The sequence below is a fragment of the Streptomyces sp. SCSIO 30461 genome (assembly GCF_037023745.1).
GTDB lineage: Bacteria > Actinomycetota > Actinomycetes > Streptomycetales > Streptomycetaceae > Streptomyces.
In genome coordinates this window covers 2448538-2474427 of the sequence record NZ_CP146101.1, presented here as the reverse complement: position 1 = coordinate 2474427, position 25890 = coordinate 2448538, and the positions used below count along the sequence as shown (strand labels likewise).

General features: G+C 66.3%; 13 protein-coding genes and 3 pseudogenes. 7 read left to right on the top strand and 9 right to left on the bottom strand.

Going from position 1 to position 25890, the window contains the following annotated elements; all coding sequences use genetic code 11:
* Positions 1 to 135: 135 nt before the first annotated feature.
* The 3 genes from V1460_RS11010 to V1460_RS11000 form a co-directional block, all read right to left on the bottom strand.
* Complete coding sequence (locus V1460_RS11010) at positions 136 to 1074, bottom strand: UDP-glucuronic acid decarboxylase family protein (RefSeq protein WP_407077606.1); 939 nt, start codon at positions 1072 to 1074, stop codon at positions 136 to 138.
* Between the two features lie 415 nt (positions 1075 to 1489).
* The gene (locus V1460_RS11005) at positions 1490 to 2263 is read right to left on the bottom strand and encodes a TylF/MycF/NovP-related O-methyltransferase (protein ID WP_338673567.1); all 774 of its coding nucleotides are present in this window, start codon (positions 2261 to 2263) and stop codon (positions 1490 to 1492) included.
* A 568-nt stretch (positions 2264 to 2831) separates the two neighbouring features.
* Entirely contained in the window at positions 2832 to 4343 is a 1512-nt protein-coding gene (locus tag V1460_RS11000; protein WP_338673566.1) for an NAD(P)/FAD-dependent oxidoreductase, read from the bottom strand.
* 409 nt (positions 4344 to 4752) lie between these two features.
* Between V1460_RS11000 and V1460_RS10995 the strand changes: the two genes are divergently transcribed.
* Complete coding sequence (locus V1460_RS10995; protein WP_338671540.1) at positions 4753 to 6102, top strand: IS110 family transposase; 1350 nt, start codon at positions 4753 to 4755, stop codon at positions 6100 to 6102.
* Positions 6103 to 6121: 19 nt separating this feature from the next.
* Here V1460_RS10995 and V1460_RS10990 read toward each other — a convergent pair.
* Together V1460_RS10990 and V1460_RS10985 are read right to left on the bottom strand one after the other, a co-directional pair.
* Positions 6122 to 6331 (bottom strand): annotated as a pseudogene (locus V1460_RS10990) (hypothetical protein); the annotation flags it as partial.
* Positions 6322 to 7888: pseudogene (locus V1460_RS10985) on the bottom strand (ISAzo13 family transposase); the annotation flags it as partial. The pseudogenes V1460_RS10990 and V1460_RS10985, both read right to left, overlap by 10 nt.
* Before the next feature lie 353 nt (positions 7889 to 8241).
* Between V1460_RS10985 and V1460_RS10980 the strand changes: the two are divergent.
* Positions 8242 to 9660: a sodium:alanine symporter family protein gene (locus V1460_RS10980; RefSeq protein ID WP_338673565.1), complete on the top strand. Its 1419-nt coding sequence runs from the start codon at positions 8242 to 8244 to the stop codon at positions 9658 to 9660.
* 84 nt (positions 9661 to 9744) lie between these two features.
* Positions 9745 to 10602 carry a GNAT family N-acetyltransferase gene (locus tag V1460_RS10975; protein WP_338673564.1) on the top strand — a complete coding sequence of 286 codons (858 nt, stop codon included), beginning with the start codon at positions 9745 to 9747 and terminating at the stop codon, positions 10600 to 10602.
* Positions 10603 to 10900: 298 nt separating this feature from the next.
* Here the strand turns inward: V1460_RS10975 and V1460_RS10970 are convergent, their stop codons facing one another.
* Positions 10901 to 13162 carry an N-acetylmuramoyl-L-alanine amidase gene (locus V1460_RS10970; protein WP_407077605.1) on the bottom strand — a complete coding sequence of 754 codons (2262 nt, stop codon included), beginning with the start codon at positions 13160 to 13162 and terminating at the stop codon, positions 10901 to 10903.
* A gap of 428 nt (positions 13163 to 13590) precedes the next feature.
* Here V1460_RS10970 and V1460_RS10965 point away from each other — a divergent pair, with 428 nt between their 5' ends.
* From V1460_RS10965 to V1460_RS10955, 3 genes and pseudogenes are all read left to right on the top strand, one after another.
* Complete coding sequence (locus V1460_RS10965; RefSeq protein ID WP_407077604.1) at positions 13591 to 19695, top strand: DNRLRE domain-containing protein; 6105 nt, start codon at positions 13591 to 13593, stop codon at positions 19693 to 19695.
* Between the two features lie 129 nt (positions 19696 to 19824).
* Positions 19825 to 20190 carry a hypothetical protein gene (locus tag V1460_RS10960; protein WP_338673561.1) on the top strand — a complete coding sequence of 122 codons (366 nt, stop codon included), beginning with the start codon at positions 19825 to 19827 and terminating at the stop codon, positions 20188 to 20190.
* Positions 20191 to 20208: 18 nt separating this feature from the next.
* Positions 20209 to 20346 (top strand): annotated as a pseudogene (locus V1460_RS10955) (IS5/IS1182 family transposase); the annotation flags it as partial.
* A 135-nt stretch (positions 20347 to 20481) separates the two neighbouring features.
* Here the strand turns inward: V1460_RS10955 and V1460_RS10950 are convergent.
* The gene (locus V1460_RS10950; RefSeq protein WP_338673560.1) at positions 20482 to 22035 is read right to left on the bottom strand and encodes an MFS transporter; all 1554 of its coding nucleotides are present in this window, start codon (positions 22033 to 22035) and stop codon (positions 20482 to 20484) included.
* Positions 22036 to 22747: 712 nt separating this feature from the next.
* Here V1460_RS10950 and V1460_RS10945 point away from each other — a divergent pair.
* Positions 22748 to 23830, top strand: coding sequence for an alpha/beta hydrolase (locus tag V1460_RS10945; protein ID WP_338673559.1), 1083 nt, complete (start codon positions 22748 to 22750; stop codon positions 23828 to 23830).
* A 312-nt stretch (positions 23831 to 24142) separates the two neighbouring features.
* Here V1460_RS10945 and V1460_RS10940 read toward each other — a convergent pair whose 3' ends face one another.
* Together V1460_RS10940 and V1460_RS10935 are read right to left on the bottom strand one after the other, a co-directional pair.
* Positions 24143 to 25078, bottom strand: a complete 936-nt coding sequence (locus V1460_RS10940) for an NADP-dependent oxidoreductase (RefSeq protein WP_338673558.1) — start codon at positions 25076 to 25078, stop codon at positions 24143 to 24145.
* 93 nt (positions 25079 to 25171) lie between these two features.
* Positions 25172 to 25813 carry a DsbA family oxidoreductase gene (locus V1460_RS10935; protein WP_338673557.1) on the bottom strand — a complete coding sequence of 214 codons (642 nt, stop codon included), beginning with the start codon at positions 25811 to 25813 and terminating at the stop codon, positions 25172 to 25174.
* Between the last annotated feature and the right edge of the window lie 77 nt (positions 25814 to 25890).

The window sequence follows — 25890 nt, the reverse complement described above, 5'->3', positions numbered from 1 at the left end:
CTGTCACCAGACCGTCGCCCGCGCCTGTCACCGGCGACGCAACCGCGCCCGCGAAGCCGGACACCCCACAGCACGACCACCACCCACCAGTCCCCGAACTACAGCGAAGCCGCTGATCTCCAACTGAAGGGACAGTCAGGGCGTATTCGCCAGGGTGTTCCGGAACCAGGAGACGGTGCGCGCGAGGCCGTCGGTGAGGGGCGTGCGAGGAGCCCAGCCCAGATCCCGGCGGGCGGCTGAGATGTCCGGTCGGCGCTGCTGGGGGTCGTCCGGTGGTCGCGGCACGTAGGTCAATGGGCTCGAGGATCCGCAAATCTCACGGATCGCCAGCGCGAGTCGGCGCACGGTCACCTCTTCGGGATTGCCGAGGTTGACCGGTCCGGAAACGCCCGCTTTCAGAGCGAGTACGAGCCCTGTCACCAGGTCGTCCACGTAGCACAGCGAACGGGTCTGGCTTCCGTCACCGGTGACCGTCAGTGGCAGGCCGGCCAGAGCCTGCGTGACGAAAGTGGGAACGGCCCGGCCGTCGTCGCCCATCCGCGGGCCGTAGGCGTTGAAGATCCGCACGATGGTGGTACGCACACCATGGGTGCGCCTGTAGGCCATCGTCATTGCCTCGCTGAAACGCTTGGCCTCGTCGTAGACGGAGCGCACGCCGACCGGGTTGACGTTGCCCCAGTAGCTCTCGGGTTGGGGATGTACCCGGGGATCGCCGTACACCTCGGAGGTGGACGTCAGTAGGAACGCGGCATCGTGGCGGCGAGCCAACTCCAGGGCGTTACGGGTGCCGTACGAGCCCACCAGCAGTGTCTCTACCGGCAGCCGCAAGTAGTCGCGGGGTGAGGCGGGGGATGCCAGGTGGCACACCACGTCGACCCTGCCGGTGATCTCAAGACCCACAGATACGTCCTGGCGCACGAAGTGGAATCCGGCGTGGTCGAGCAGGGATGCGATGTTCTTGGCATGGCCGGTAGACAGATTGTCCACGCAAAGGACGTCGTCGCCACGCGACAAAAGTCGTTCAGACAGGTGCGAGCCGACGAAACCCGCGCCACCGGTGACCACTGCTCGCACCACTTCTCCGCCTTTCCCATGGCTGTCCCGGACACGCTGCTCTGCCCTCCCGCCCGTATGTCGTGGCTGCGGCCGGGGAATTGCCGCCCGTGCCTCGAACCCGGCACTCAGCAATGGCTCCGCTCGTGGCGTCGGAACCGTCGGCAGGTCGCTGCCCCGGATCGCGCGACACCCAGGTCTTCCCACGACGCCGTCCTTGAGAGGGCTGCCAGGAGCGCCACGCTGGCGGCGTTCGCGGGTCTTCGAAGTTAAGCGGTGCGTGCGTACATGACAGCCGTTGACGGGAGTGCTGGCGCGGCGCGGCGTCTATATGGCAACTGCCCGGAGTGGCTCCTGGTCTACTGTCGCCGAGATGGCATGGCCATGTTGCACCGCTTACGTTCGCGCTGGGCTGCCGGGCCATCAGGTGCCTTTCTCATTTCATCTCTACAGAAAAAGACCGGGAATCAGACGGTGGATCGAGACCGAGCGGCGGCTTCGGCCCCACCATGACACCCTTGATGAGGAATCCGCCGCTCGCGTCGCAGGCGACAACACTTTCTGGACGTCCGTCAAGGAATTCGTCCATGGCTTTTGTTGCCCCTGGGGTTAGATTTGCGCCATAATCATCACATACGAGGACGCCTCCTGGATTAAGTCGGTCGTAGAAGAACTCCAAACTAGCCTTCGTGGGCTCGTAAAGATCTACGTCTAGGTGCACGAAGGAGAAGGTGAGCGATGCCACGTCGGGGAATCGGTCCGGGATCCATCCTCTATGGAACCGGCATATTCCTCGGTAGGCACTGAGGTTATCGGCGACCACTTCCTGGCTCGCTTGAAAATCCCCCTCTCGCCAACATTCCCCATCGAAGGAGCCCGGCTCGCTGATACCTTCGAAGCTGTCGAAGAGGTGGTGTCTCTTATTGAGATCCGAACGGTGCGCCAGGAATGAGCAAATAATCCATGAAGTGCTGCCTTCCCACACTCCACACTCGGCGGTGTCTCCATTGATTCCTTCAGTAAGGCGAATGAGCTGTGATACCATCCAGCGCTTACTCTTCCTTACTATTGAAGCTTCAGAGGATGTCGCCCCCGGCGGCAATTCTTCCCCGGTTAGGCGGAAGCGCTGCAGAAAAGACGTGAAGTCTGGATCGTCCCGCCAATCCGGTCGAATCAGTGCCATTTTGCGATACAGTTCACTTGAACTCATCCATTACCCCTTCTCGGCTTTTGCCGTCAATACCCAAGAAGAGACTGTAATTCATTGCAACTTTCAGGCTACACCTGGGGTTAGGATAAGGCTATTGCAAAGTCGGATGATCTTGTCGGGCTGCAGGTCAGGGCAGTTTCAAGTTGCATCATCAGGATCGAGGGCCGTCATCTGTGGCGCAGGAAGCACACCCACGGCGCGTAAACATTCAGTTGGTACTGAGGTTGAACTCGCGATAGCGGGCGGGTTGGTCATGGCGGTTCGATGAACAGGCCGGTCTCGGCGAGGCAGCCGTCAAGCAGGTGCGGGCGGTACTGGATCTTCTTCAGCATTGGCCTTAGTGTGCTCGGTGGCGGGGTGCGCATGATGGTGGAGCGGCCCACGTCTCGGTTGTCGTAGTGGATGACTTAGAAACCGCGCTCTACGAGGCCATCGAGGAATACCGGGGGCCAGCAGGTTAGATCTTCCGCGAGTCCGGAGATCAAAAGCAGGGCTTCATCGCTGGGACTACCGCGCGCGCGATAGCAGACGTGCATCCCGTTGGAGAGGTAGGCATATTGGTCGGTGCTCATGGTGCCGGCACCTCGGTGCAGCCTGATCTCGATGCGCGGGCAGCGGGAGAAGAAAAATGGAGGGCTGAGTCGGTGATGGGGCCCTTGCGTAGGAGCTTCCAGTCGGTCTTGTAGTCCTTCGACATTTCCCACGGCGCCGCAGGGCCTTGCCGGGGCATGTGGTCGACGGATCGTTGGACATAGCCGGCAGTCAATTGCATCATCGGCTGGTTGGGCATGTCCGGATCTACGACTGGCCATACGGTGTCGTATCCGTTGGCGTCCATGTAGGAGACGAGCCTGCAGAAGTACTCGCACAACAGGCCGACCTTCAGTGTCCACGAACTACTCTGATAGCCAACCGCGAAGGCGAAGTTGGGTACCCCGCTGAGCATCATGCCGCGGTAGACGACGGTTTCGGCGAGCTGAATTTGCCGGCCTTCCACACTCAACTGCACACCACCCAAAAGTTGCAGATTGAACCCCGTTGCGGTGACGATGACGTCCGCCTCCAGCTCCTGACCGGAGTCCAATAGAATCCCACGCTCCGTGATTCTGGAAATACAACTAGTGACGACGGAGGCGGATCCATCACGTATTGCACGAAACAGATCGCCATCCGGAACGATGCACAGTCGCTGCTCCCAAGGGTCATACGGCGGGTTGAAGTGCTCATCCACCGGAAACCCCGGAGGGAGCTGCTTTGCGTTGATCCTCCGGATCAGGCGCCGTGCGGCCTTGGGGAAACACCGACACCACCGATACAGTCCGCTCTGCAGAGCTATATTTTTTCTCCGCGTCAGAGCGTAGCCACGTTCCTCACCGAATAGTCTCATCAGAAGATGAGCGACCCAGTCGCGTTCAGGAAGTGGAAGGATGTACGTTGGTGTGCGTTGCAGCATGGTGACGTGCGCAGCTGTTCGAGCCATGACTGGTACGAGAGTGACTGCGGTAGCACCGCTTCCGATCACCACCACCCGCTTGCCAGTGAAGTCGATGTCATCAGGCCAGCACTGTGGATGAACAATTTGGCCGTGGAACCTCTCCCGCCCCTTGAAATTCGGCACAAAACCCTCGTCGTACCGGTAGTAGCCGCCCGCATCGAAGATCCACTGGGCGCTGAAGACGAGGCGCTCGCCCGTATCGGTACGCTCCACCTGCACCAGCCAGCGGGCATCCTCACCGGACCAGTCGGCGCGCAATACCCTGTGGTGGTAGCGGATGCGGTTCTCCAGGCCGTTCTCCTTGACGGTCTCTCGGAGATAGGCCAAGATCCGCGGCGCGGAAGCAATCGACTCCTGGCCTCGCCAAGGCCTGAACTCGTAACCGAACGTATACAGGTCGGAGTCGGAACGTATGCCTGGGTAACGAAAAAAATCCCATGTCCCGCCACATGCCCCCCGGGCTTCCAGAATCGCGAAACTCTTCGCGGGCTGCTCGGTGACGAGGTAGTGGCCGGCGCCGATGCCAGAGATGCCAGCACCGATGACGAGAATGTCTAGGCTATCCACGACGGGGAGGGAAGACATATGCGACTCCTAAGGCCTTGCCCCTACTCGGGAGTCCCCCGTCTTCCAGAGGGCGCAGACGGAGACGCCGAGCGCTACGGAATATGAATCAAGGATATGGCGAAACGGCGCAAGGCGCGCGAACTGATGAAAGGCCACCGAGCTGTTTCCAACCTCAGTTTGAGCAGGTCAGCCCTTCTGGTCCCTGTCGGGGAACGCCTTGCCGGCGTGAAAACATGATCGCGGCGCCCGCTCGCCGACTCCGGTTGCTCGTTGGGACACCAAGCCCGTAGGTCAGTCTGGTGCAGGGGCCGCTGCGGGGCCTTGCCTTGTTGCCGTAGAGCACGCCGGTCAGATTTCGTCTTCCCCGTGGCCCCTTGGGGCGGGCGCCGCCTGTACGAACGGAACGAGGGGGAAGGGGCACGCGCCCGTGGCGGAGACGGATGCCGAGGAGAGCGAGCAGGGACCGGAGCTGGTGGAGCGGGTCGCGGCGATCGATATCGCCAAGGCATCCGGGATGGTGTGCACCCGGGTGCCGCACGAGGACAAGCCCGGCCGGAGAGTACAGCGTGTGTGGCACGTGGCCGCGACCAGCGGCGCCATCCTGGATCTCGCGGACCACCTGATATGCCAGGGCGTCACCCGGGTGGTCATGGAAGCGACCTCGACGTACTGGAAGCCGTTCTTCTTTCTCCTGGAGGCGCGGGGGCTTGAATGCTGGCTGGTCAACGCGCGTGACGTGAAGAACGTGCCTGGCCGCCCGAAGACCGACAGGCTCGATGCGGTGTGGCTGGCCAAGCTCGCCGAACGCGGCATGCTCAGAGCCTCGTTCGTGCCGCCAAAGCCGGTGCGGGAGCTGCGGGACCTGACCCGTTCCCGCGCGGTCCTCACCCACGAGCGCACCCGGCACAAGCAGCGCGCGGAGAAGCTCCTGGAGGACGCGCAGATCAAGCTGTCCTCGGTGATCTCCGACATCTTCGGCGTCTCCGGCCGCGCGATGCTCGAGGCGCTGATCGCGGGCGAACGCAGCCCCAGGGCCCTGGCCGACCTGGCACACGGCACCATCAAAGCCAGCCCCCAGGCCCTTCAAGAGGCACTGGCGGGCGGGTTCGAGGAACACCACGCGTTCATGCTGCGGATGCTGCTGGACACCGTCGACTACCTCACCATGCAGATCGACAAGCTCACCGCCCGCATCACCACCCGTCTCACCGAGCTGTCCACGACCCACGACGACAGGGACGGTGACAGGGACGACGACCGGCCCGGTCAGGGCATGCTGATGCCGCTGACCGACGTCGAGCGCCTGGACGAGATCCCCGGGGTGGGACCGGCCACCGCCCAGGTCATCCTCGCCGAGATCGGCACCGACATGAGCGTGTTCCCCACCGCCGACCACCTGGCCTCCTGGGCCCGCCTATCCCCACGCACCTTCCAGTCCGGCCCGAAGAACACCTCCGGACCCGCCGGCAAAGGCAACCCCTGGCTGCGCGGAGCACTCGGCGAAGCCGCCATCTCCGCCGCCCGCACCGACACCTTCCTCGGCGCCCGCTACCGCCGCATCGTCAAACGCCGAGGCCACCTCAAAGCACTGGTCGCCGTCGCCCGCTCCATCCTGGTCACGGTCTGGCACCTCCTGAACGACCCCACCGCCCGCTACCGCGACCTCGGCCCCGACTGGCACACCAAGAACCTCGATCCCGCCCGCAAGACCCGCGACCTCGTCCGCCAGCTCACCGCCCTCGGCCACGACGTCACCCTCACCCCGGCAGGCGCCTGACACACCACCGCACCGCCCCTCAACCCCGTCGGCACAGCCCCAGGGGCCACATCGCCATGCCCGTCGAACCCCCGAGTTTTCCGGTCAGATGCAGGGTGAGGATGACCTGGACGAGGCTCGTGATACGGGTGGTGCTGCAGCAGAGCTTGCGCAGGAGCCGCCAGGTCTTGAGGGTGGCCATGGCCTGTTCGACGAGCGCGCGGATCTTCGTGTGCGAGCGTCCGTCAGCTGCCGGATCTCGCCGGTGGCCTCGCGGATGGTGTCCTTGCTGACGGTGAACAGGCGGGCGAGCACGGCGGGTGACAAGCCAAGGCGTTGGTGCAGCACGGTGGCCAGGACGCGGTCGGCCAGGTCCGGTTTGGCTTTGCGGCCGCCGCCCGGCGCCGGATGCCGCCGTCGCGCCGGATGGTGCGGTCCGGCGCGTGCAGCGCCTGCCAGGGGGCGGTCAGGGCCTCGGTCAGCCCGGCCAGTGCCCGGTGCTGGTCATGCCGGTCAGGGCGGGGTGCGACAGGGCCTCACGGTCGAGGCCGACGGTCGGTCCGCCGGGGTTCGCCGGCTCGATGGGCCGGGGGTGCACGGTGTAGTTCCACTCCCCGTGGAGGCATGGCCGGTCAGCGGCACCGCGTTCAGCTCGGCGTCGCTCACCTTCACCCCCGTGGGATAGCGGCCGGGGTCCAGCTCGGCATGGACCGTGAGCCCTGTGCGCGTGGTGGTCGCGGCGATGCTTTGCACGACGACCTCGTAGCTGGTCAGCGGGCAGCCGCGCCAGTTCATCGTGATCGCGGAGAACAGCCGGTGCTCCACCTTGTTCCATTTCGATGTGCCCGGATGTGCCCGGAGGCAGGTGACAGACGGTGACGGCCAGGCTGGCCTCGGCGGCGAAGGCCGCGAGTTCGGTCTTCCAGGCCCGGGTGCGGTAGCCGTTGGAGCCGCTGGCATCGGCGGTGATCAGCAGTCGGGTGGCGCCAGGGTAGTCGAGGCGTCCTTGCTCATTCCACCAGCGGCGGATCGACTCGATCGCGAAGGCGGCGGTGTCGTGGTCGCATCCGACGCTGACCCAGCCGGTATTCGCGGTGATGTCGTAGATTCCGTAAGGGGCGGCCCGGCCGAGCTCCTGATCGGGGAAGCCATGGGTGTCCACCCGCACCGGATCGCCCGTCCGGCGCCACTGGCGATCCGCGTTCTTGAACTGGCCGATGACCTCCTTCTCTTTCGTGTCCACGCTGACCACCGGCTCTCCGTCCGCCTGATGCTCCTTGGCCTGGTCGTTGATGTACCGGAACTGCGCGTCCCGGTCCGGGTGCTGAGCCCCCTCAAGGGTCTTTACGTTGGCCTGCAGGCTGAAGCCGTTCTCCCGCAGCAGCCGGCCCACGGTCGGCGCCGAGGTGGCATGCCCCCGCCGCGTCAGCTCCCCGGCCAGGCATCGCAGCGACTTGGTCGTCCACCGCGGCGGCGACATCGGATCGCCCCGTTCGTCCGACTCGACCAGGGCCAGCAGAGCCGGAACGAGCAGCGGGTCAAGCTCCTCGGCGCTCTTGCGACCGCCGCCGTCCCGCCGGATCCGGCCATCGGGCAGGGGGTCCTCACCGCCCTCCAGCTCGAAGACCCCCTTGCGCACCGTTGTCTCGCTCACCCCTGCGGCACGCACGACGGCCCGGACCCCGCCGTGCCCCAGCAGCCGCGCCTCGGTGGCCAGCGCCAGCCGCTGCTGCCGCTCATTCAGATGAGGGAACAACACACCAAATCTCAGGGCAAGTTGGTCACGAACCTCGCTCGGTATGCGCAGACCACACCAACGACGGAGCGACCGCGAAGCAACGTGTTGATTCTTTACGAGCCCTTAGTTAATCAAACCCCACCGGCCCCGGAAGACGCTCTCCCAGGTCGAGTTGGCCACCACCGAATAGGTCGACTGGTACAACACCACCGAAGACGCCACGGTGAGATAGGCCATGTCCCACCCGTCGAAACGAAGCCAGCTACGACACCGAACCCACGAAACCCCAGGTCACGACCACAACCTGAGATCTCCACCGAACTCGGGGCGGTTCAAACCGTGCGTGAGCCGCAATCCGTACGGCGCCGGGTGGTACGTGTCGATGAGCCGACTCGGGTGGTTCGCTGCATCCAATAGGCGTCATGGACTTCATCCGGCAGAGCCTCATCGGGCCGATCAGCGAGTTTCTCTGGTCGTATCTTCTGGTCTACTTGCTGATTGGCGCAGGTCTCTACTTCACCTTCCGCACCCGATTCATCCAGATCCGCCTCTTCCCTCTGATGGTGCGCCAACTATTTCACAGCGGGCATGCCGACGGAGGCATCTCCTCGTTCCAGGCATTCTGCGTCGGGCTGTCGACGCGTGTGGGGACGGGGAACATCGCCGGCGTGGGTATCGCCCTCACGCTCGGCGGTCCTGGAGCCATCTTCTGGATGTGGGTTGTGGCCGCTCTCGGCATGGCGACCGCGTTCGTGGAGGCCACCCTGGCCCAGGTGTTCAAGGTGCCCGCAGAGGACGGCTCGTTTCGCGGAGGCCCCGCGTTCTACATCGCCCGCGGCCTGGGTGCCCGGCGGGTCGGAGCCTTGTTCGCCGTCGTTCTCATCGTCACCTTCACTCTGTTCAACATGGTGCAGGCCAACACGGTCAGCGACGTGCTCCGAGGCGGTCACTCGGTAGGTGCCCAGTGGACCGCGCTCGTACTCATCGTCTTCGCCGCTCCCGTCCTGTTCGGCGGTGTTCGGCGGATCGCCCGCGCCATGGCGTACCTCGCCCCTGCGATGGCCGCGGTCTACATCATTCTGGCCCTGGCAATCATCGCTATGAACCTGGCAGAGATTCCCGGTGTGTTCAGCCAGATCCTCAGGTCCGCGTTCGGGCTCGATCCGGCGCTGGCCGGTACGGCAGGAGGGCTGAGCGCGGCACTACTCAACGGGGCCAAGCGCGGGCTGTTCTCCAATGAGGCAGGCATGGGCAGTGCCCCGAACGCCGCCGCGACCGCCACCACGCCGCACCCCGCCCGGCAGGGGCTGATCCAGTCCCTGGGGGTGTTCGTGGACACGATGCTCGTGTGCACGGCCACTGCGCTGATCATCATGGTGGGCGGGGAGGAGGTGTACGTGCCCGGTCAGGACAGCACACTCACGGGGGCGGCGCTCACACAGGCCGCCATCGCATCCCAGTTCGGTACTGCCGCGACATGGCTGACGACCCTGCTGGTCACGGTGTTCGCCTACTCCTCGATCGTCGGTAGCTACTCCTACGCAGAGGTCAACCTGTCACTCTTCCACGTGGGAAAGGTCGCACTGACCTCCTTCCGCCTGATCACACTGGCGGCGGTCGGCATCGGGTCGATCCTGGCCCTCGACGTGGTCTGGGAACTCGCAGATGTCGCGATGGCGGTGATGACACTGATCAACCTGCTGGCCATCGGTTTGCTGGGAGGTTGGGCGTTCGGGCTGCTCCGGGACTTCGACCGCTCCCGTCGCGAAGGTCGGGATCCTGTCTTCACCGCGGAGGGAAACCCGGACCTGCCCCGCCCTCTGGACACCGAGGTCTGGTGAGAATCCCATCTCAGACAAGCTCCGGTCCGGGCGCAGTACGATGACACATGGCACCTCGGTGATCGAACGGACGGAGAACCCGTCATGGACATCACGCTGAGATCGGCGAATCCGGAAGACATTGCCGCATGCGCGCATCTCTGTTACGACGCGTTCCTGTCCATTTCCGAAGCGCACAACTTCCCGTCGGACTACCCGACCGTCGATTCGGCACTGTCCCTTGTGGAGTATCGAGTCAGGCATCCAGAATTTCTTACGGTGGTTGCCGAGGCGAAGGGCCGGGTGGTCGCCTGCAACTTCCTCGACGAGCGATCGACAGTCTTCGGGGTGGGTCCGCTCGCAGTGGTGCCGGATATGCAGAACAAAGGGATAGGAAGAAGTCTTCTGGTCGATGCCGCGCGGCACACCAAGGAATCCGGAGCCGCGGGAATGCGGCTGACGCAGACTGCCTACCACAGCAGATCGTTCTCGCTGTATACCAAGCTTGATTTCCGCGTGCGCGACGTGCTCGCGTGTATGCGGGGGACCTGCTCGAAGGCCAAAGTATCCGGCCACGACGTGCGGTCTGCCACCGAAGCAGACCGGGAGTCCTGCGACGCCCTGTGCCGGCGCACCCATGGGCACGACCGGTCACGGGAACTGGACGAGGCCGTTCGACAGGGCACCGCAGTGGTCGTGGAACGCGGCGGTCGAATCACGGGCTATGCCACGGATCTGAGCTTCCGGGGTCATGCGGTGGGCGAGGACAACACCAGCATGAAGGCCCTCATGTCGAGCGCAGGGTCGTTCGGACATCCCGGAATACTGGTCCCGTTGAGCAACGGAGATCTCACTCAATGGTGCCTGGAACGCGGACTCCGCGCTGGCGACCTTCACACCCTCATGAGCAGCGGTATGTACCAAACACCGAAGGGACCCTACCTGCCCAGTGCGCTCTTCTGACGCGTATCGGCCTCGATCGAGTTGATTGCCCTCGAACGACCGCGATGCGCCCTTGAGCTGGGCCCGGACCTCACCGCACAGACCCACGCCCCGGGCAGCAGGCACTTGCCGGTGTTGTCGGGCTTCCTGGCCGCCTGCCACCACCGGCGCCGCTTTGACATGGCCTCGGACGCCGCCTACCACGGCCGAGCCCTGCGCGATCTTTCCATGCCGCGTCACCCACCACCCCCTCAACCGGCGCCGCTGCCGTGTCTGATATCCGCGGCACTCGCGGAAACGGCCCGGGCGGGCCTGTCGGTTACTTGAGGTAGACGAGGCCGTCGGTGGTGATGGTCGGGCGTCCCTTGGTGCCGACCACGACGATCTTGATGGCGTGCTTGGCGCTGGTGGTCCAGGTCTTGGTCCAGATCGCGTCGCGGTACTTGGTGGTGGACGACTTCAAGTCCACCACGGCGGCTTTGACACCGTCGACATAGACGTACGCCTGTCCGGAGCCGGAGGCGCGCGAGACCACCCAGGCCGCCGAGCGTCCGGTGAAGGTCCAGGTCAGGCTCGCGTTCTTGGAAGAGCTGGAGTACGACTTGCCGCCCAGGTAGCTGCCGGAGGACCTGGTGGACCAGGTGCCGGACCTGGTGGCCGAGGTCTCCTGCAGGATGGCCGGGGTGCCGGTGACCGAGGCTGTGGCGGTGTTCCCGGCCCGGTCGTAGGCGGTCATCTTCCAGGCTGCGGCCTCGCCGGACTTCGCGGTGTGGGTGGCGCTGGTGGTGGTCGGCCCGTACGTCTTGGCCACCGGTGCGGTCAGGCGTACCTCCTTCAGCGATGCGCTGTCGGTCGCCCTCCATTTCAGGGTGATGGGGGCGGCGGCGGTGTTGACGGTGCCGGTGCGCAGGGCGAGGGACGGCTTGGTGGTGAACGTGGGGGCGGTGGTCTCGGCGATCACGGTGGCCGCCGTGGAGATGGCGGTCTTGCCGGACTGGTGGACGGCCCGGACGCTGATCTTGTGGGAGCCGGCGGCGAGAGTGGCCTTGGCGGAGGTCGCGGTGTCCGCGGTCGTGGCGGCTAGCTTGCCGTCGACGAGCAGCTCGTAGCGGGAGATGAGCGAGGTCGGGGTGGTGGCCGACCAGTTCACGGTGACGGAGGCCTTGGTGTAGTACGTCGTGCCGGATACCCCGGCGCCGGTGATCGACTTGATCGCCAGGCCGGTGACGGGCCCGGCGGTCCAGGAGCGGAGCGTGCCGAGCTGGGTGTACAGGGCGTTGCCGGGGCACTGGGTGTTGTAGCTGTCGCGATGGCCGTGGACGGTCGGGAAGGACAGCCGCGCACCGCCGGCCCAGGTCTTGCCGGAGTAGTTCCGGCCACCCGCGCCCGCGGTGAGCGTGGTGGTGCCGGTCGGGTCGACACCGTACTGGCCGAGCTTCCACGCGGCGATCCGAGCGACGGAGGTCATGGCGGCCTGCGAGGGTGCGGTGTCGGTGTAGGTGCCCAGGACGGAGATGCCGGTGGTCTCGGAGTTGAAGCCGTAGGCGTGCGCGCCCATCACGGGCCGGTCGACGCCGCCCTTGCGGCCCTCGTAGATCGTGCCGCACTTGTCGACGAGGAAGTTGTAGCCGAGGTCTTTCCAGCCGAGCTGTTTGACGTGGTACGCGTAGATGCCGCGCACGACCGCCGGGGCCTGCTCGCAGGTGTAGGAGTTCGACTCGGCGGTGTGGTGCACCACCACCGCCTTGACCTTCCCGCCGGGCAGATAGCCCGGCTCCTCCGGGCTGATCGACTCATCCGCACCCCAGCCGGCACGCGACGTGACAGGGGGCTGCGGCATCGTGGACGGAGGTGCCGGCGGCACGCTGACCGTCGGCGTGGGACTCACCGTCGCCGCGGAGCCGGAAGGAGACTGCGAGGGGGAATCGCTCGGCGTCTCGGACGCGGCCGGCGGCTCGCTCGTGGCAGGCTCGGTGGGAGTTTCGCTGCTCGGCGAAGCCTCGGGCGTTGTCGTGCCCTGAGAAGGCTCGACTGCTTCGGACGGCGATCCCGTGGGCGTCGGCTGGGTGGTCTCTTCGACGGCGAACGCCGCCGGTTCGATGCCGGTGACCTTGCCGCTGCCAGGGTCGATCATGTCCAGGCGCAGACCTGCGGGAAGCCTGGCCGACGTCGCCCCGTCCCCCGCGCGCATACGGGCCTCGACGCCGTTCGAGGACCCGACCCATGCGGGCTCGGTGCCACCACGTGCGGCGCCGCTCTCGCCCTGACCGGTGTCGCCTTCGAGCTGCAGCCAGTTCGACCACTGCCCTGACTTGGTCGAGCGTGTGCGGACCTCGACCTTGCCGGTGACGCGCATCGACGGATCGGTCCACGTCACGCCCACCATGCTGAACGGGTCGGCCTCTCGCTGAGCCAAGCTCGCTGACAGGCCGTCGTCACTCGTTGCCAACTGGGCTGTGCGGGCATGCGGTTTGACCGGGGCCGGTTTGCGATCGTGCTGGATTCCGCTTTCGGGGTAGCCGGTCGCTCCCTGGAAGACGAGCACTCCAACCGTTGCCGCACCAACCGCGGCAGCCGTCATCCCCATCCGACGCCGCTTCACACTGCCCGCCCCTCATGTTGACTCAAAAGCGCACAACTGGGGCACGATTTTGAGACACCCCACCCGATGTCTGGCGAAAACATACACCCTCGCGGGTGAAGTGTGTGAGCTGGCGATGGAGAACGTGTGCAGCACGGGCCCATAGGGGCAGATACCTCCGGATTCGCATCACGAAATGATGTAGATGCCCTTCCGTCGAAGGTCGTCCATGCCGGTAACAAGCGCGCTTGAGATGATTTAGGGCCTTTTCGATCTCTGTACTTTCACACAGGCACTGCACAGGTAGTGCCCATGTGTGAAGAAGAGACCGAGAAATCATGACGATTCACAGACCCACGCCTGTGGGGCGGGGGCGGCTCTGGTCCGGGGGGAATCTGCGCTACATAGCGGGCAGCCTCACCCTGGCCTTGACCGTCACCCTGCTGGACGGCGCGGGTGCCGCCGCTGCACCACGAACCCAGGCACCGGCCGCACCGAAGAAGCCAGCCGCCACCCAGGCGGCGGACATCCCGTCAGCCCGTGTCGCGGCGCGGTTGTCGGGGAAGCGGGTCGAGGCGCTGTCGGAGCGCACGGAGACATCCACGACCTGGGCGAACAAGGACGGTTCGCTCACGACCGAGCTGACCGCCGGCCCTGTCCGGTTCCAGGACGACACGACTGTCGGGGGCTGGCGCGATGTGGACCTGGACCTGGTCAGCCATACCGATGGTGTGGAGCCCAAAGCTCACCCCCGTGGCCTGAAGCTGGCGGGCAAGCGTGGCACTCGGGCCGCATCCCTCAAGGCCGCCCAGGCGTCCAAGGCCGTCGACCTGGTCACCCTCGGCGAGGGCGATGAGCAGATCACGCTGCAGTGGAAGGGCGGACTGCCCGCACCGAAGCTGGACGGCACGCGCGCGGAATACGTGAACGCCGTGCCCGGCGCTGACGTCGTCGTCGAGGCGACGCGTACCGGTTTCGAGCAGTTCGTCGAGATCAGGCAGAAGCCTGTCGCCGAGGGCTACACCTACACCCTGCCGCTGAAGACCAAGGGCCTGAAGGTCAAGCAGCAGACGGACGGCAGCGTGCTCTTCACGGACAAGAAGTCCAAGAAGCAGGCCGTCATGCCGGCACCGGTGATGTGGGACGCCACCGTGGACAAGGTCTCCGGTGAGCACACCAACCGGGTCAAGGTCGCCATGAAGGTCGTCAAGACCAAGGGCGGCGTGGACCTGGTCATCACCCCGGACGCGAAGTTCCTGGCCGACCCGGCCACGAAGTACCCGGTGACGGTGGACCCGTCCACCTCGTCGCTGGGCAACGTGTTCGACACCTACGTTCAGCAGGGCGAGACCGTCGACTGGTCCACCGACACCGAGCTGGACCTCGGCAACCCCGGCACCGTGAACGGCAACGGCACACCGCGCACCGCCCGGTCCTTCATCTCCTGGAACACCGAGCCGATCCGGGACGCGCTGATCACGGACGCCAAGCTGTCCCTGTGGAACTTCCACTCCGCCAACACCGACTGTGTCGCCTACCCGTGGGAGGTCTGGTCCACCGGAGCCGCCTCCACGTCCTCCCGGTGGACCGCGCAGCCGGCCTGGACGGCGAAGAAGGCCACCTCCACCGAAACCAAGGGCAACCCCGCCTGCACCTCGGCCCCGGACGGCTGGATCAACGCCAATGTGACCGCGCTGGTACAGGAGTGGGCCTCCGCGAAGGCCACCCGTGGCCACATGGGCCTGCGCGCCTCCAGCGAGACGGTGGTCGCGCAGTGGAAGCGGGTCAACTCCGCCAACGCCGCGTCGAATCCGCCGAAGCTGGTCGTCACCTACAACTACCGGCCCAAGACCGGCACCAAGCAGGAGGCCGGTCCGCCGTACTTCTCCTACAGCGGCGACGATGTGGTGAACACGGTGACGCCGACGCTGCGGGACACGTTCGTCGACGCCGACGGCGACAAGGTCAACGGCACCTTCGAGGTGCGCGACTCCGTCACCGACACCCAGGTCGGCAACTACCTGGTCTCCCCGTACGTCCCCTCGGGCCAGGCCGCCTCGGTGACCGTGCCGGCCGGGGTGCTGACCAACGGCAAGACGTACAAGTTCCGCACCTCGCCGTATGACGGTGCGCACTACAACCTCGGCTGGTCGGCGTGGAAGACCTTCACGGTCGACGCTGCCGCGCCGTCCGCCCCGACGTCGATCACGTCGACGGACTACCCGTCGAACGCGTGGGTCAAGGGCGCGGGCCAGGCCGGCACGTTCACCGCCACCCCGAACGGCACGGACCACAACTGGCTCGAATGGTCGCTGGACGGCGTGACCTGGAGCAAGGTCGCCACCGGCGGCTCCACCGCCGCCAGGGCCATCAGCATCAGCCCGCCCAAGGACGGCACCCACACTCTTCAGGTGCGTCAGGTCGACAAGGCCGACAACAAGTCGGAGGCGATCGAGTACACCTTCCACGCCGGGCCCGGCGGGTTCGTCCAGCCGGACGCCGGTGAGCGCACCGCGCGCCGACTGCCCCTCGTGGCCGAGGCTGACGGAGCGAAGTACAACGCGGTGTCCTTCTCCTGGCGCCGCTCCGAGGCCGATCCCTGGCAGCCGATCCCGGCCGGCCAGGTGACCTCCGGCGGCACGGCGCTGACCGCGTGGCCGGTGCCGCTGACCGGCGGCAAGAACGCCCCGCTGGTGTGGAACACCACCGACACCGTCAATCCCGACGGCAGTATCCAGATCAAGGCCGACTTCACCGGCCCGAACTCCGCGACGGGGGGCACCCAGCCGCTGAACGTGGTCGTCGACCGCAACGCCTCCGGCGCCGCCGCCCAGGAGATCGGTCCCGGTTCAGTCAACCTGCTGACCGGGGACTACACCTTGTCCGGCGCCGACGCCTCGGCGTTCGGCCTCTCCGCCGGCCGGACCGCTTCCTCCCGCAGGCCCGCCGTGCAGTCCGAGGGCCAGTTCCCGATCTTCGGCAAGGAGTGGACCAGCGGTGTCGTCGCCGACACCAGCAACTCCGGATACGTCGAGATCGTGAAGGTCTCCGACACCGCCCTGTCGGTCGTCCAGCAGGACGGCAGCTCGATCGGCTTCACCGCCGACGCGGCGAAGACCTCCTGGATCCCGGAGACGGGCGCCGAGGAGCTGACCCTGAAGGGCGCCTTCACCGGCACCTTCACCCTCACCGACACCGAGGGCTCCGAGACCGTCTTCGCCAAGCCGGCACCGACGGCGACCACCTGGGTCGTCGACCAGTCCAAGCTGAACGGCCTGACCGTCAGCACCACCGGTGTGGTCTCCGAGACCGTTACGGTCAACGGCAAGGTCCTGGCCCGGCCGAAGCGGATCGTCGCCCCGACCTCCGCGGCCACCACGGCCATCTGCGCGTCCACACCGTCCACCCGCGGCTGCCGCTCGCTGGAGTTCGTCTACGCCACCGCCACCACCGCCACCACCGCCTTCGGCGACATCAGCGGCCAGGTGAAGGAGATCCGCCTGTGGTCCACCGAAGCCGGCGCCACCGCGGCGACGGCCAAGACGCTGCAGAACTACCTCTACGACGATGCGGGCCGACTGCGCCAGACCTGGAACCCGCAGATCAGCCCCGCGCTGAAGACCGAGTACGGCTACGACAGCGCCGGCCGCGTCACCCAGTTGACCACGCCCGGCCAGCTGCCGTGGAACTTCACCTACGGGAAGGCGGGCAACGCCGCCACCGCCGGTGACGGCATGTTGCTCAAGGTGTCCCGATCCGGCCTCCAACAGGGCACGGCCGATGTCGCGTCGGGCACCAACACCACGAGCGTCGTCTACGACGTGCCGCTGACCGGCACCGCCGCCCCGCACAAGCTGGGCGCGAGCGACGTCAAGGCATGGGGCCAGACCGACGCCCCGACCGATGCCACCGCGGTCTTCCCCGGCGACTCCGTTCCCGCGTCGAACTCCGGCTCCGCGCTGACCTCCGCCGACTACAAGCGGGCCAGCGTGCACTACCTCGGTGTCTCCGGCCGCGAGGTCAACACAGCCGAGCCGGGTGGACACATCACCACCCAGGAGTACGACCGCTTCGGCAACACCGTCCGCAAACTGAGCGCGGGCAACCGCGCCCTCGCCCTCGGCACCGCCCCCGGCGCCGCCGAGACCCTGCGCGACCTGGGCATCGCCTCGCTCTCCGGAGCCGAGCGCGCCGAAGAACTGTCTTCGCTGTCCCTCTTCAGCGACAACGGCATCCGCGAGCTGGAAACCTTCGGCCCGCTGCACCGCGTGGAGCTGACCGAGGACCTCAAGGAGGGCACCACCGTACTCGTGGCCGGCGGCTCCTCCGTCCCGGGCCGCGAGTGGACCGTCCACGAGTACGACGAGGGCCGCCCCACCGACGGCACCGCCGTCGTCAAGGACCAGGTCACCATCGCCGTGACCGGTGTCCGAGTCCGCAGCTACGACTCGGCCATGGGCGAGAAGCGCGTCAACGAAACCCAGTACGACTGGACCAAGGGCCTGCCGACTCTGTCCATCGAGGACTCCGGCGGCCTCAACCTGACCACTTCGACCGGCTACGACGACCAGGGCCGCGTCACCAGCCAGAGCCTGCCCGGCAGCACCGGCAACGACGCCGCCACCCGGATCACCACCCACTGGTCCGCGACCGGCACCGGCTGGTGCCAGGGCCGTCCCGAGTGGGCCGACGCCGTCTGCTGGACCGGCCCCGCCGGTGATATCACCGGCGGCGGCACCAACCCGGCCGAGCTGCCGGACACCACCTTCGAGTACGGTTTCTACGGCCAGGTCACCAAGAAGACCGAGACGGCCAACAACGCCACCCGCACCACGGTCACCACGTTCGACAGCGCCGGACGCGAGGCGAAGAGCACGATCACCGGCCCCGGCCAGGCCGTGCCCGACGTGACCACCGAGTACGACCCGGCCACGGGTCTGGTCGCCAAAACCACGTCCACCACCGGCGGCACCATCACCAAGGCCTACGACAGGCTCGGCCGCCAGATCTCCTACATCGATGCTGACGGCGGTGTCACCACGACCGAGTACGACCTGCTCGACAGGCCGGCCAAGGTCGCCGACAACGCGCCCTCGAACGTCACGTACACCTACGACCACACCGTCGATCCGCGCGGCCTGCTCACGAAGGCCACCGACTCCGTCGCCGGTGCCTTCCAGGCTGGCTACGACGCCGACGGCTCCGTCACGAGCGAGAAGCTGCCCGGCGGCTACACCCTCAAGCAGGCCCTGGACACCACTGGTGCGACCACCAGCCGCACCTACACGCGGGACAGCGACGGCACGGTCGTCTACGCGGACACCGTGACCGAGTCCGTCCACGGCCAGGTCACCAGCCACGCCGGCTGGTCCGACCAGACCTACCGCTACGACCGCGCCGGTCGCCTCACCGCGGTCCAGGACACGGTGGACACGGTCTGCACGCGCCGTACGTACACCTTCGACGCGCGCAGCAACCGCAAGTCCCTCATCACCGCGGCCGGTGTCCCCGGCCTCGACTGCCCCACTGCGGGAGGCACCACCACCAACCACACCTATGACAGTGCCGACCGCCTCGTCGACGCCGGATACGTCTACGACGCCCTTGGCCGTACCACCTCCCTGCCGGGCAGCACGGTCGGCTACTACGCCAACGACCTCGCCCACCAGCAGACCTCCGGCGGCAAGCGCCAGATCTGGCAGCTCGACTCGGCCATGCGCTTCCGCTCCTGGAAGGTCGAGACCGGCAGCGGCAGCACCTGGACGCAGACCGCGTCCAAGCTCAACCACTACTCCGGCGACGGCGACAGCCCCCGCTGGATCGTCGAGGACACCGCCAGCGGCGCCCTGACCCGCAATGTCGCCTCGGTGTCCGGCGGCCTGGCCGCCACCACCGGCAAGACCGGCGACATCGTCCTGCAGTTCACCACCATCCATGGAGGCGTGGCCCTCCAGCTCCCGCTGGACACCAGCAAGGCGCCCGTCGTTCTGGATGCCGACGAGTACGGCACCCCCCGGATCGGCCAAGCGGCGACCCGCTACAACTGGCTCGGCGCCAAGCAGCGCTCCTCCGAGACCCTCACCGGCCTCACTCTCATGGGCGTTCGTCTCTACAACCCCACCACGGGACGCTTCCTCTCGATCGACCCCGTCTACGGCGGCGGGGCCAACGCCTACGGCTACCCGGCGGACCCGGTCAACAAGTACGACCTCGACGGCCGGAAGGTTCAGGCCAAGTACAACAAGAACTCTCGGAGTTGTTCCGTCTGGCGGGGCAAGTGCGAAATCAAGATGAGCAGGACCCGCGCCTGGAAGGCTTCCTGGGACATCATCGGAGGAGCCACTGCCTGGGGCGTTTCCGCGGCCTTGCTCGGCATCGCCAGTGCCGGAATCCTGGCTGCCGTGATGTCGATTCTCGCGGGCGTCGCCACCTGGGTGGCGGTCAACATCCAACGAGTTCTCTCGTCCTACCCGAATCGTGGAGTCAAGATCACCGTCTGGGTCTACGGAAGGATCTCCATCACGCGCCAATGATCTAGCCTGACACTGCTTTTCCCGGCGGGAGGCGCGTCCGCGCCTCCCGCCGGGAAAAGCCACATATCAGGGCACGCCATCGAAGAGTTCTCGCAGGCGGTACATAGAAAGACCCAAGGACTGATTCACATGCCAGCACCCGCATTCATCTATATACTGCCCTGGCTCTTGGCAGCGATTCTGTTCATCGCAGCGGAGGTCCGCGACCGCACGTCCCGCAAGCGCAGACCGCCGGAGGGAGCCCCCAGCCCGCTTGAAATCCAGTGGATCTCGGCAGGCATCTTTGTCGGCGGGGCTCTGATCGGGTCGATTCTCGGAGGTATGGCCGGTTCCGAATTCCACGTGACATGGGTTGCCCTCTACACCGTTTCTTCCCTCGTCGTGTTCATCGCGCTCACGAGGATCCTGGGACGATCGCCGGGAGTGAAGGCGAGTGCGATGCTGGCCGCCTTGTCCGCTGTCGTCTCCTTCCTCCTCATGAGCGCTGGCGCGTGAGAAGCCGTTGTCGTACCGATCACGATGCACCGCCGCCTCGCCCGCGACTACGAGACCTTCACCGCCAGCTCCGAGGCCGTGATCCACATCGTCTCCATCGACAACCTCAGCAAACGCATAACGGTCGAGACCACACCGACCTGGCGAGGAACCTACCAGGGCATAAGCGGCAATCCACCTAGATCAAACGCCCCCTCAGAAACCGAGGAGTTATTTATCGACAGCTCCCTGTCACCCGACGAGGAACTCCGTTCGACTCGCAAATTCCAAGATCGGATGAAATTCGGCTTCTCAGCCCTGGCCTGACGTGGGGAAGCGTCTCCAACTGAGGGCGAATGCTCCTGCCAAAAGCACCACGGCGGTTCCCAGAGCAATCCGGATGCCGCCGATGAAGTCCTTGTCGGCAGCACGGACGATCGCACGATCCTGACCAGGAAGGAGATACGCAAGCGGGCGGCCAGGCCCGATGAAGGCCGGATGGGCATGCGGGTTCGCGCCGTCGATGATCGCTGACGCGACCGCCCGGCGTACCGCGCGATCAGGCACCTCGGCCGTGAGGCTGCCCGGAAGCGACAGGCTCAGCCAGGCTGCGAGAATTGACCCCAGGAAGGCAACGCCGAAGATGCACCCCATTGACCGCTGTAGATTGACGAGGCCCGCCGCCATGCCGGCGCGATGCTCGGGGACATGCGTCATACCGAGAACCAGCAGCGGCGTGGCACAACCGCCGGATCCTGCGCCGAACAGTGCCAGACCGGCCAGCATCACGGGCAACATACTCCCCAAACCCGCCGCGGTTACGAGCAGTCCCGCGGTCACGGCTCCCAGACAGGCCAGTGTCGGCCAGCGGGGACCCCACCGAGCCACGGCCGCGCCCGCGAGCAGCGAGGCCGACCCGAAGGCCACCGGGACCGGGAGGATCAACATCCCTGTCAGCAGTGGGGAGAAACCCTGCACATTTTGGAGGTACTGCGTCATCAGGATCAACACCCCGAAGAAGCAAGACATCACGAGGAAGTAGACCACCAAGGCCGACCTGTATACGGGGTCGCCGAACAGGCTGAGATCGATCAGCGGGACCGCGGCCCGGCGCTCGAAGTGGACGAACAATCCCATGCACGCCGATGCGCCCAGGAGCCCTGCCCAGATCGCCGCAGACGTCCACCCGGCCCGTGGTGCTTGGATGACCGCGAATGCCAGCAAGGCGACCGCCGGGATGAAAGTCACCTGTCCGGGCCAGTCCAGCCGGGGCGCCTCTGGATCCCGCGACTCCATGACGTAAACCCACGTGAGCACGGCGACAGCCGCACCCACGGGAACGTTCACGGTGAACACACTCCCCCAGTCGAAGAACTGGACCAGGACACCCCCCAGCGTCGGAGCCACGGATGCACCGACCATCCCCACGGCCATCCATACGGCGATCGCCTTCGTCTTTCCCTTCGGATCGGGGAACGCCGCGCTCAGTAGGGCAAGCGACAAGGAGGTGACAAACGCTGCTCCCACACCCTGGATGACCCGCAACGCGGTGAGTGCCGTAAGACTCGTCGTAAGTGCACAGAGCGCAGAGGATACGGTGAACACCACAACCCCGGCGAGAAAACCGCGCCGGCGGCCATAGCGGTCACCCAGTGAGGCAGTGCTCATCAGCAAGGCGACCATTCCGAGGCTGTACCCGGCGACAACCCACTGAAGTCCCTCCTCGCCCGTCTTGAACGCCTCCTGGATGCTGGGCAGCGCCACATTGACAATATTGACGTCTATGAACACCATGAAAATTCCGAGTCCCGTTGCCGCGACAGTCATCTTCTGGTGTTTCGTCATCAGAGGGACGGCTTCCGTCATGTAGTCGATTCTGACTGGGCTCCATCAGGATTCAGGCGCGATTCGTCCGTTTGGCCTACGAGTTGTACGGGGTGGTCGGCTCACACTCGTCCGGACGAAAGGCGAGTCTTCAAAGTTGAGCGGTGCTGGTTCGGCTTGCTGAAGCGACGTCACGCTCCGCGTGGGGTCGGGCAGCTTGGCCGTGGACGCAAGTTGCCCGTGATCCTGTGTGATCATTTCCGTTTCCGTGCCCTGGCCCCAAGGTGAAACTTGGTCTGAGGTTCTCGCCGCGGAGTGGACACCCTGAGAATGGATCTTGTTGGTCCAGGAAGGGATGTCCAGATGGGACGGAAGTCTCCGTATCCGGAGGAGTTTCGCAGGGACAGCCCTTAGCCGGGCCAGTGTCCCCTGCGGCGCACTCCGAGCCCACTGCCCGATCGCCGCGTACGACCGCGCGCCCGCCACCACGGCGGACGCCAGCGATCAGCAGCACCGCCACGAAGGGGTGACGTACTCCCCGGCGATGGCGCGGGGCCGGAAGTCTGACCAGCCGTTCAGCCAGCGACATCCCCGAACACACTTCCATCGAAGGCGACTTGACGAGACATACGGTGGCAGACTGACGGCACATCGGGGCTCCGGTTCTGAACGGCGACTGGCAAGGCCATCCGTCCACAACGAGAGCCCCGATCTGTTCGTAGCGGTCCTCATTCACCGTAGAAGGAACAGCACCATGCCTCAACTATCGAGCCGCTCCGTCGACGCTTCCCCGGCGACCCGACTCCGCAAGGGAGTCCTCCGCCTGCTGTTCCGGCTGCCGGAGGGCGTCAAGCGCCGAATCGCCGGCCCTGCCGTGCGGATCGACGGCCGGGAACTCGCCCTCGACGCCCAACTCCTGATCGCGCTGAACAAACGGCAGGGCACCGTCCGCCTGGTGGTCGGCGACTCCCCGGACAAGACCCGCGAAGCCGTCCGGAGCCATCAGCACATCCTCGCCGGGCCCCACTACGGCACCGTCATCGACCGCGACATCCAGATCGATACCCCGGACGGCGAGATCCTCGCCACCCTCCACACTCCCGCGGGCTACCCCGCCCCCTCCCCGTTGCTGGTGTTCTTCCACGGCGGCGGCTGGGTCATCGGCAGTCGTGCCGAATACGCTCCCCTGACGCGCTTCCTTGCCCACCACGCCGGGGTGCGCGTGCTGTCCGTCGATTACCGGCTGGCCCCGGAGCACCCCTTCCCGGCCCCCTTCAACGACGCACTCGCCGCCTTCGAGCACGCCCACGCCCACGCCGCCGAGCTGGGCGTCGATCCCCAGCGGATTGCCGTGGGCGGCGACAGCGCCGGAGGCAACCTCGCGGCAGCCGTTTCCCAGGCCGTGATGAAACGGCAGGGCCCCCGCCCCTCACACCAGTTCCTGTTCTATCCGGCCACCGACCTCACTCGGCGCTATCCCTCCCGTGAACGGCTCGCGAACGGCTTCATGCTGACCGACGACGACATCAAGTGGTTCGAGAACCACTACGCGCCAGCCTCCGCCGACCGCTCCGATCCCCGGCTGTCCCCGCTGCTCGGGGAGGCTTCCCCCGGGATCGCCGCCGCCCATGTCTTCGTCGCGGGCTTCGATCCCCTGCGCGACGAAGGGGAGGCGTACGCGACCGCCCTGGAGAAAGCCGGGGCAACAGTGACCCTGGACCGGATGGACGACCTCATTCACGGGTACCTGAACTTCTACGCCTTGGGCCCCCGCTTCCGGGCCGCCGCCCTACGCGCAGCGGAAGCGATCCGCACACACCTGAGCGAAAGGAATTGACGCCCCAACCGCGAGGGGCCCCGCATCAGGGTGTTCTCTTTCGCCGGGTGGCGGGAGTGCGGCGGGACTTCGATCGTGCGGGGTCGGTCTCACGGAGACCGCTCCTCGGGCGTACGACAACGTCGCAGGTAATGGCAGCGGCGAGGCAACCACCGAGAGTGATCACCGAGTATGCAGCCGAGTAGTGGGACCTCGAACTGGACGACTTCTTCCTGACTATCGGACACCGGTCGGCCGAGTCGAGCTCCGCCGCCGCATGCGTGACTACGTACGCGGGCTGCTCGCCACTGCTCGCCCCTGTTCGGGCGCGGGTCAGGCTGGGATGCGGATGACGGTCTTGCCGCGGGCGCCGCCGCGTTCCACCTTGCGCAGGGCGTCGGCGGTCTCGGCGAGGGGGAAGGTCGTCTCCAGCAGTGGCTGGAGCTTGCCGGAGGTCACCAGGTCGGCCAGGTGGGCCAGCTGCTCGCCGTGCGGGCGCATGTAGAAGGTGCGGGCGTCGACGTTCCACTCGGTCTTCTTGGCCTCGATGTCGGTGATGGGGACGATCGAGACGAGCGTTCCGCCGGGCTTGAGGACCCGGAAGGAGCGGTCCTGGGTCGGCCCGCCGATGGTGTCGAAGACGACGTCGATGTCGGAGAGGATCTCGTCGAAGTTCTCGGCGCGGTAGTCGATGACCTGGTCGGCGCCCAGGCGGCGGACGAGTTCGATGCTGTCGGCGCCCGCGGTGGCCACGACCTCGGCGCCGAGGTGCTTGGCGAGCTGGACCGCGACGGAGCCCACGCCGCCGGCGCCGCCGTGGATCAGGACGCGGGTGGCCGGCCCGACTTGCGCCTGCTCGGTCAGTGCCTGCCAGGCGGTGAGGCCGGCCAGGGGCAGCGAGGCCGCTTCCTCGAACGAGAGGGCCTGCGGCTTGGCGGCGACCAGGGACTGGTCCACGGCGACGTACTCGGCGAAGGCCCCGCCGATGCGAGGGTCGACCCGGGCGAAGACCTCGTCGCCGACGGCGAACCCGGTCACCTCCGCGCCGGTCTCGGCCACCATGCCCGCGAGTTCGTTGCCGATGACCAGGGGTTGGGTGAGGTCGCCAGCGCGCATGAAGCCCTTGATGATCAGGTGGTCGACCGGGTTGACGCCGGCCGCCCGGGCCTTGATCAGCACGTCGCGCGGGCCGACGGAGGGTGTGGGGACCTCGGTGACCGTCACGACGTCGTCGATCGGGCCGTACTGGTTGATGACCGCTGCCTTCATGGCGAACTCCTTGATCATTACTTTGGGTGGTGCCGAGCCCATGGCGGTGGTGCCGTACCCCGGGACGTGGCGTCGAGGCGGGTCGGGGTGCTGCTAGACGGTGGCGGCCGAGATCGTTCCGTCGGCGACCTTGGTGAGGACTTCGAGGATCAGTTCCGGGCTCTGCGCTCCCTGGAGCACGACCTTGCCGTCGAAGACGAAGGTCGGCACAGCGGTGACACCCACCTCCACCGCCTGGGCCAGCTCGGCGCGGACCTCTTCGGTGCCCTCCCGGGAGGCGAGGAAGGCCAGTGCGGCGTCGCGGTCGAGTCCGGCCGCCGCGGCGACGTCCGCGAGGGTGGTGCGGTCGCCGAGGTCGCCGCCGTTGGTGAAGTAGTGGGCCAGCAGACCCTCCTTCACCTCCACCTGGCGTGTGTGGCGCGCGGCGTGCCAGAGCAGCCGGTGTGCCTGGAAGGTGTTGGTGGCGAGGGCCTCCTCCAGGCGGAAGGTGAGGCCTTCGGCGGCGGCGGCCTGGGTGAGGGGGCCGAAGATGGTGTCCGCCGGGCGCCCGAACTTGCGTTCGTAGACCTGAGCGGAGGGCTCCGTCGTCTCGGGGGCATCGGGGTTGAGCTGGAACGGACGGTAGACGACCTCGACTTGGTCGGCGCCGGGGAAGGCGGCCAAGGCCTGCTCGAACCGGCGCTTTCCGATGTAGCACCACGGGCACACCAGGTCTGAGTAGATCTCGACTTTCACGTTGCTCCTGACAAGATTCCTACGGGTCGCCCACCCCTGCCTCTCCGACAGTTCGGGACCGATCGTTCCGTAACTTA

Bases quoted from the DNA above. Each gene is read 5' to 3' on its own strand.
- V1460_RS10980 (WP_338673565.1), top strand. From the start codon at position 8,242: ATGGACTTCATCCGGCAGAGCCTCATCGGGCCGATCAGCGAGTTTCTC.
- V1460_RS10960 (WP_338673561.1), top strand. From the start codon at position 19,825: ATGCCAGCACCCGCATTCATCTATATACTGCCCTGGCTCTTGGCAGCG.
- V1460_RS10970 (WP_407077605.1), bottom strand. From the start codon at position 13,162: ATGACGGCTGCCGCGGTTGGTGCGGCAACGGTTGGAGTGCTCGTCTTC.
- V1460_RS10945 (WP_338673559.1), top strand. From the start codon at position 22,748: ATGCCTCAACTATCGAGCCGCTCCGTCGACGCTTCCCCGGCGACCCGA.
- V1460_RS11000 (WP_338673566.1), bottom strand. From the start codon at position 4,343: ATGTCTTCCCTCCCCGTCGTGGATAGCCTAGACATTCTCGTCATCGGT.
- V1460_RS10950 (WP_338673560.1), bottom strand. From the start codon at position 22,035: ATGACGGAAGCCGTCCCTCTGATGACGAAACACCAGAAGATGACTGTC.
- V1460_RS10975 (WP_338673564.1), top strand. From the start codon at position 9,745: ATGGACATCACGCTGAGATCGGCGAATCCGGAAGACATTGCCGCATGC.
- V1460_RS10940 (WP_338673558.1), bottom strand. From the start codon at position 25,078: ATGAAGGCAGCGGTCATCAACCAGTACGGCCCGATCGACGACGTCGTG.
- V1460_RS11005 (WP_338673567.1), bottom strand. From the start codon at position 2,263: ATGAGTTCAAGTGAACTGTATCGCAAAATGGCACTGATTCGACCGGAT.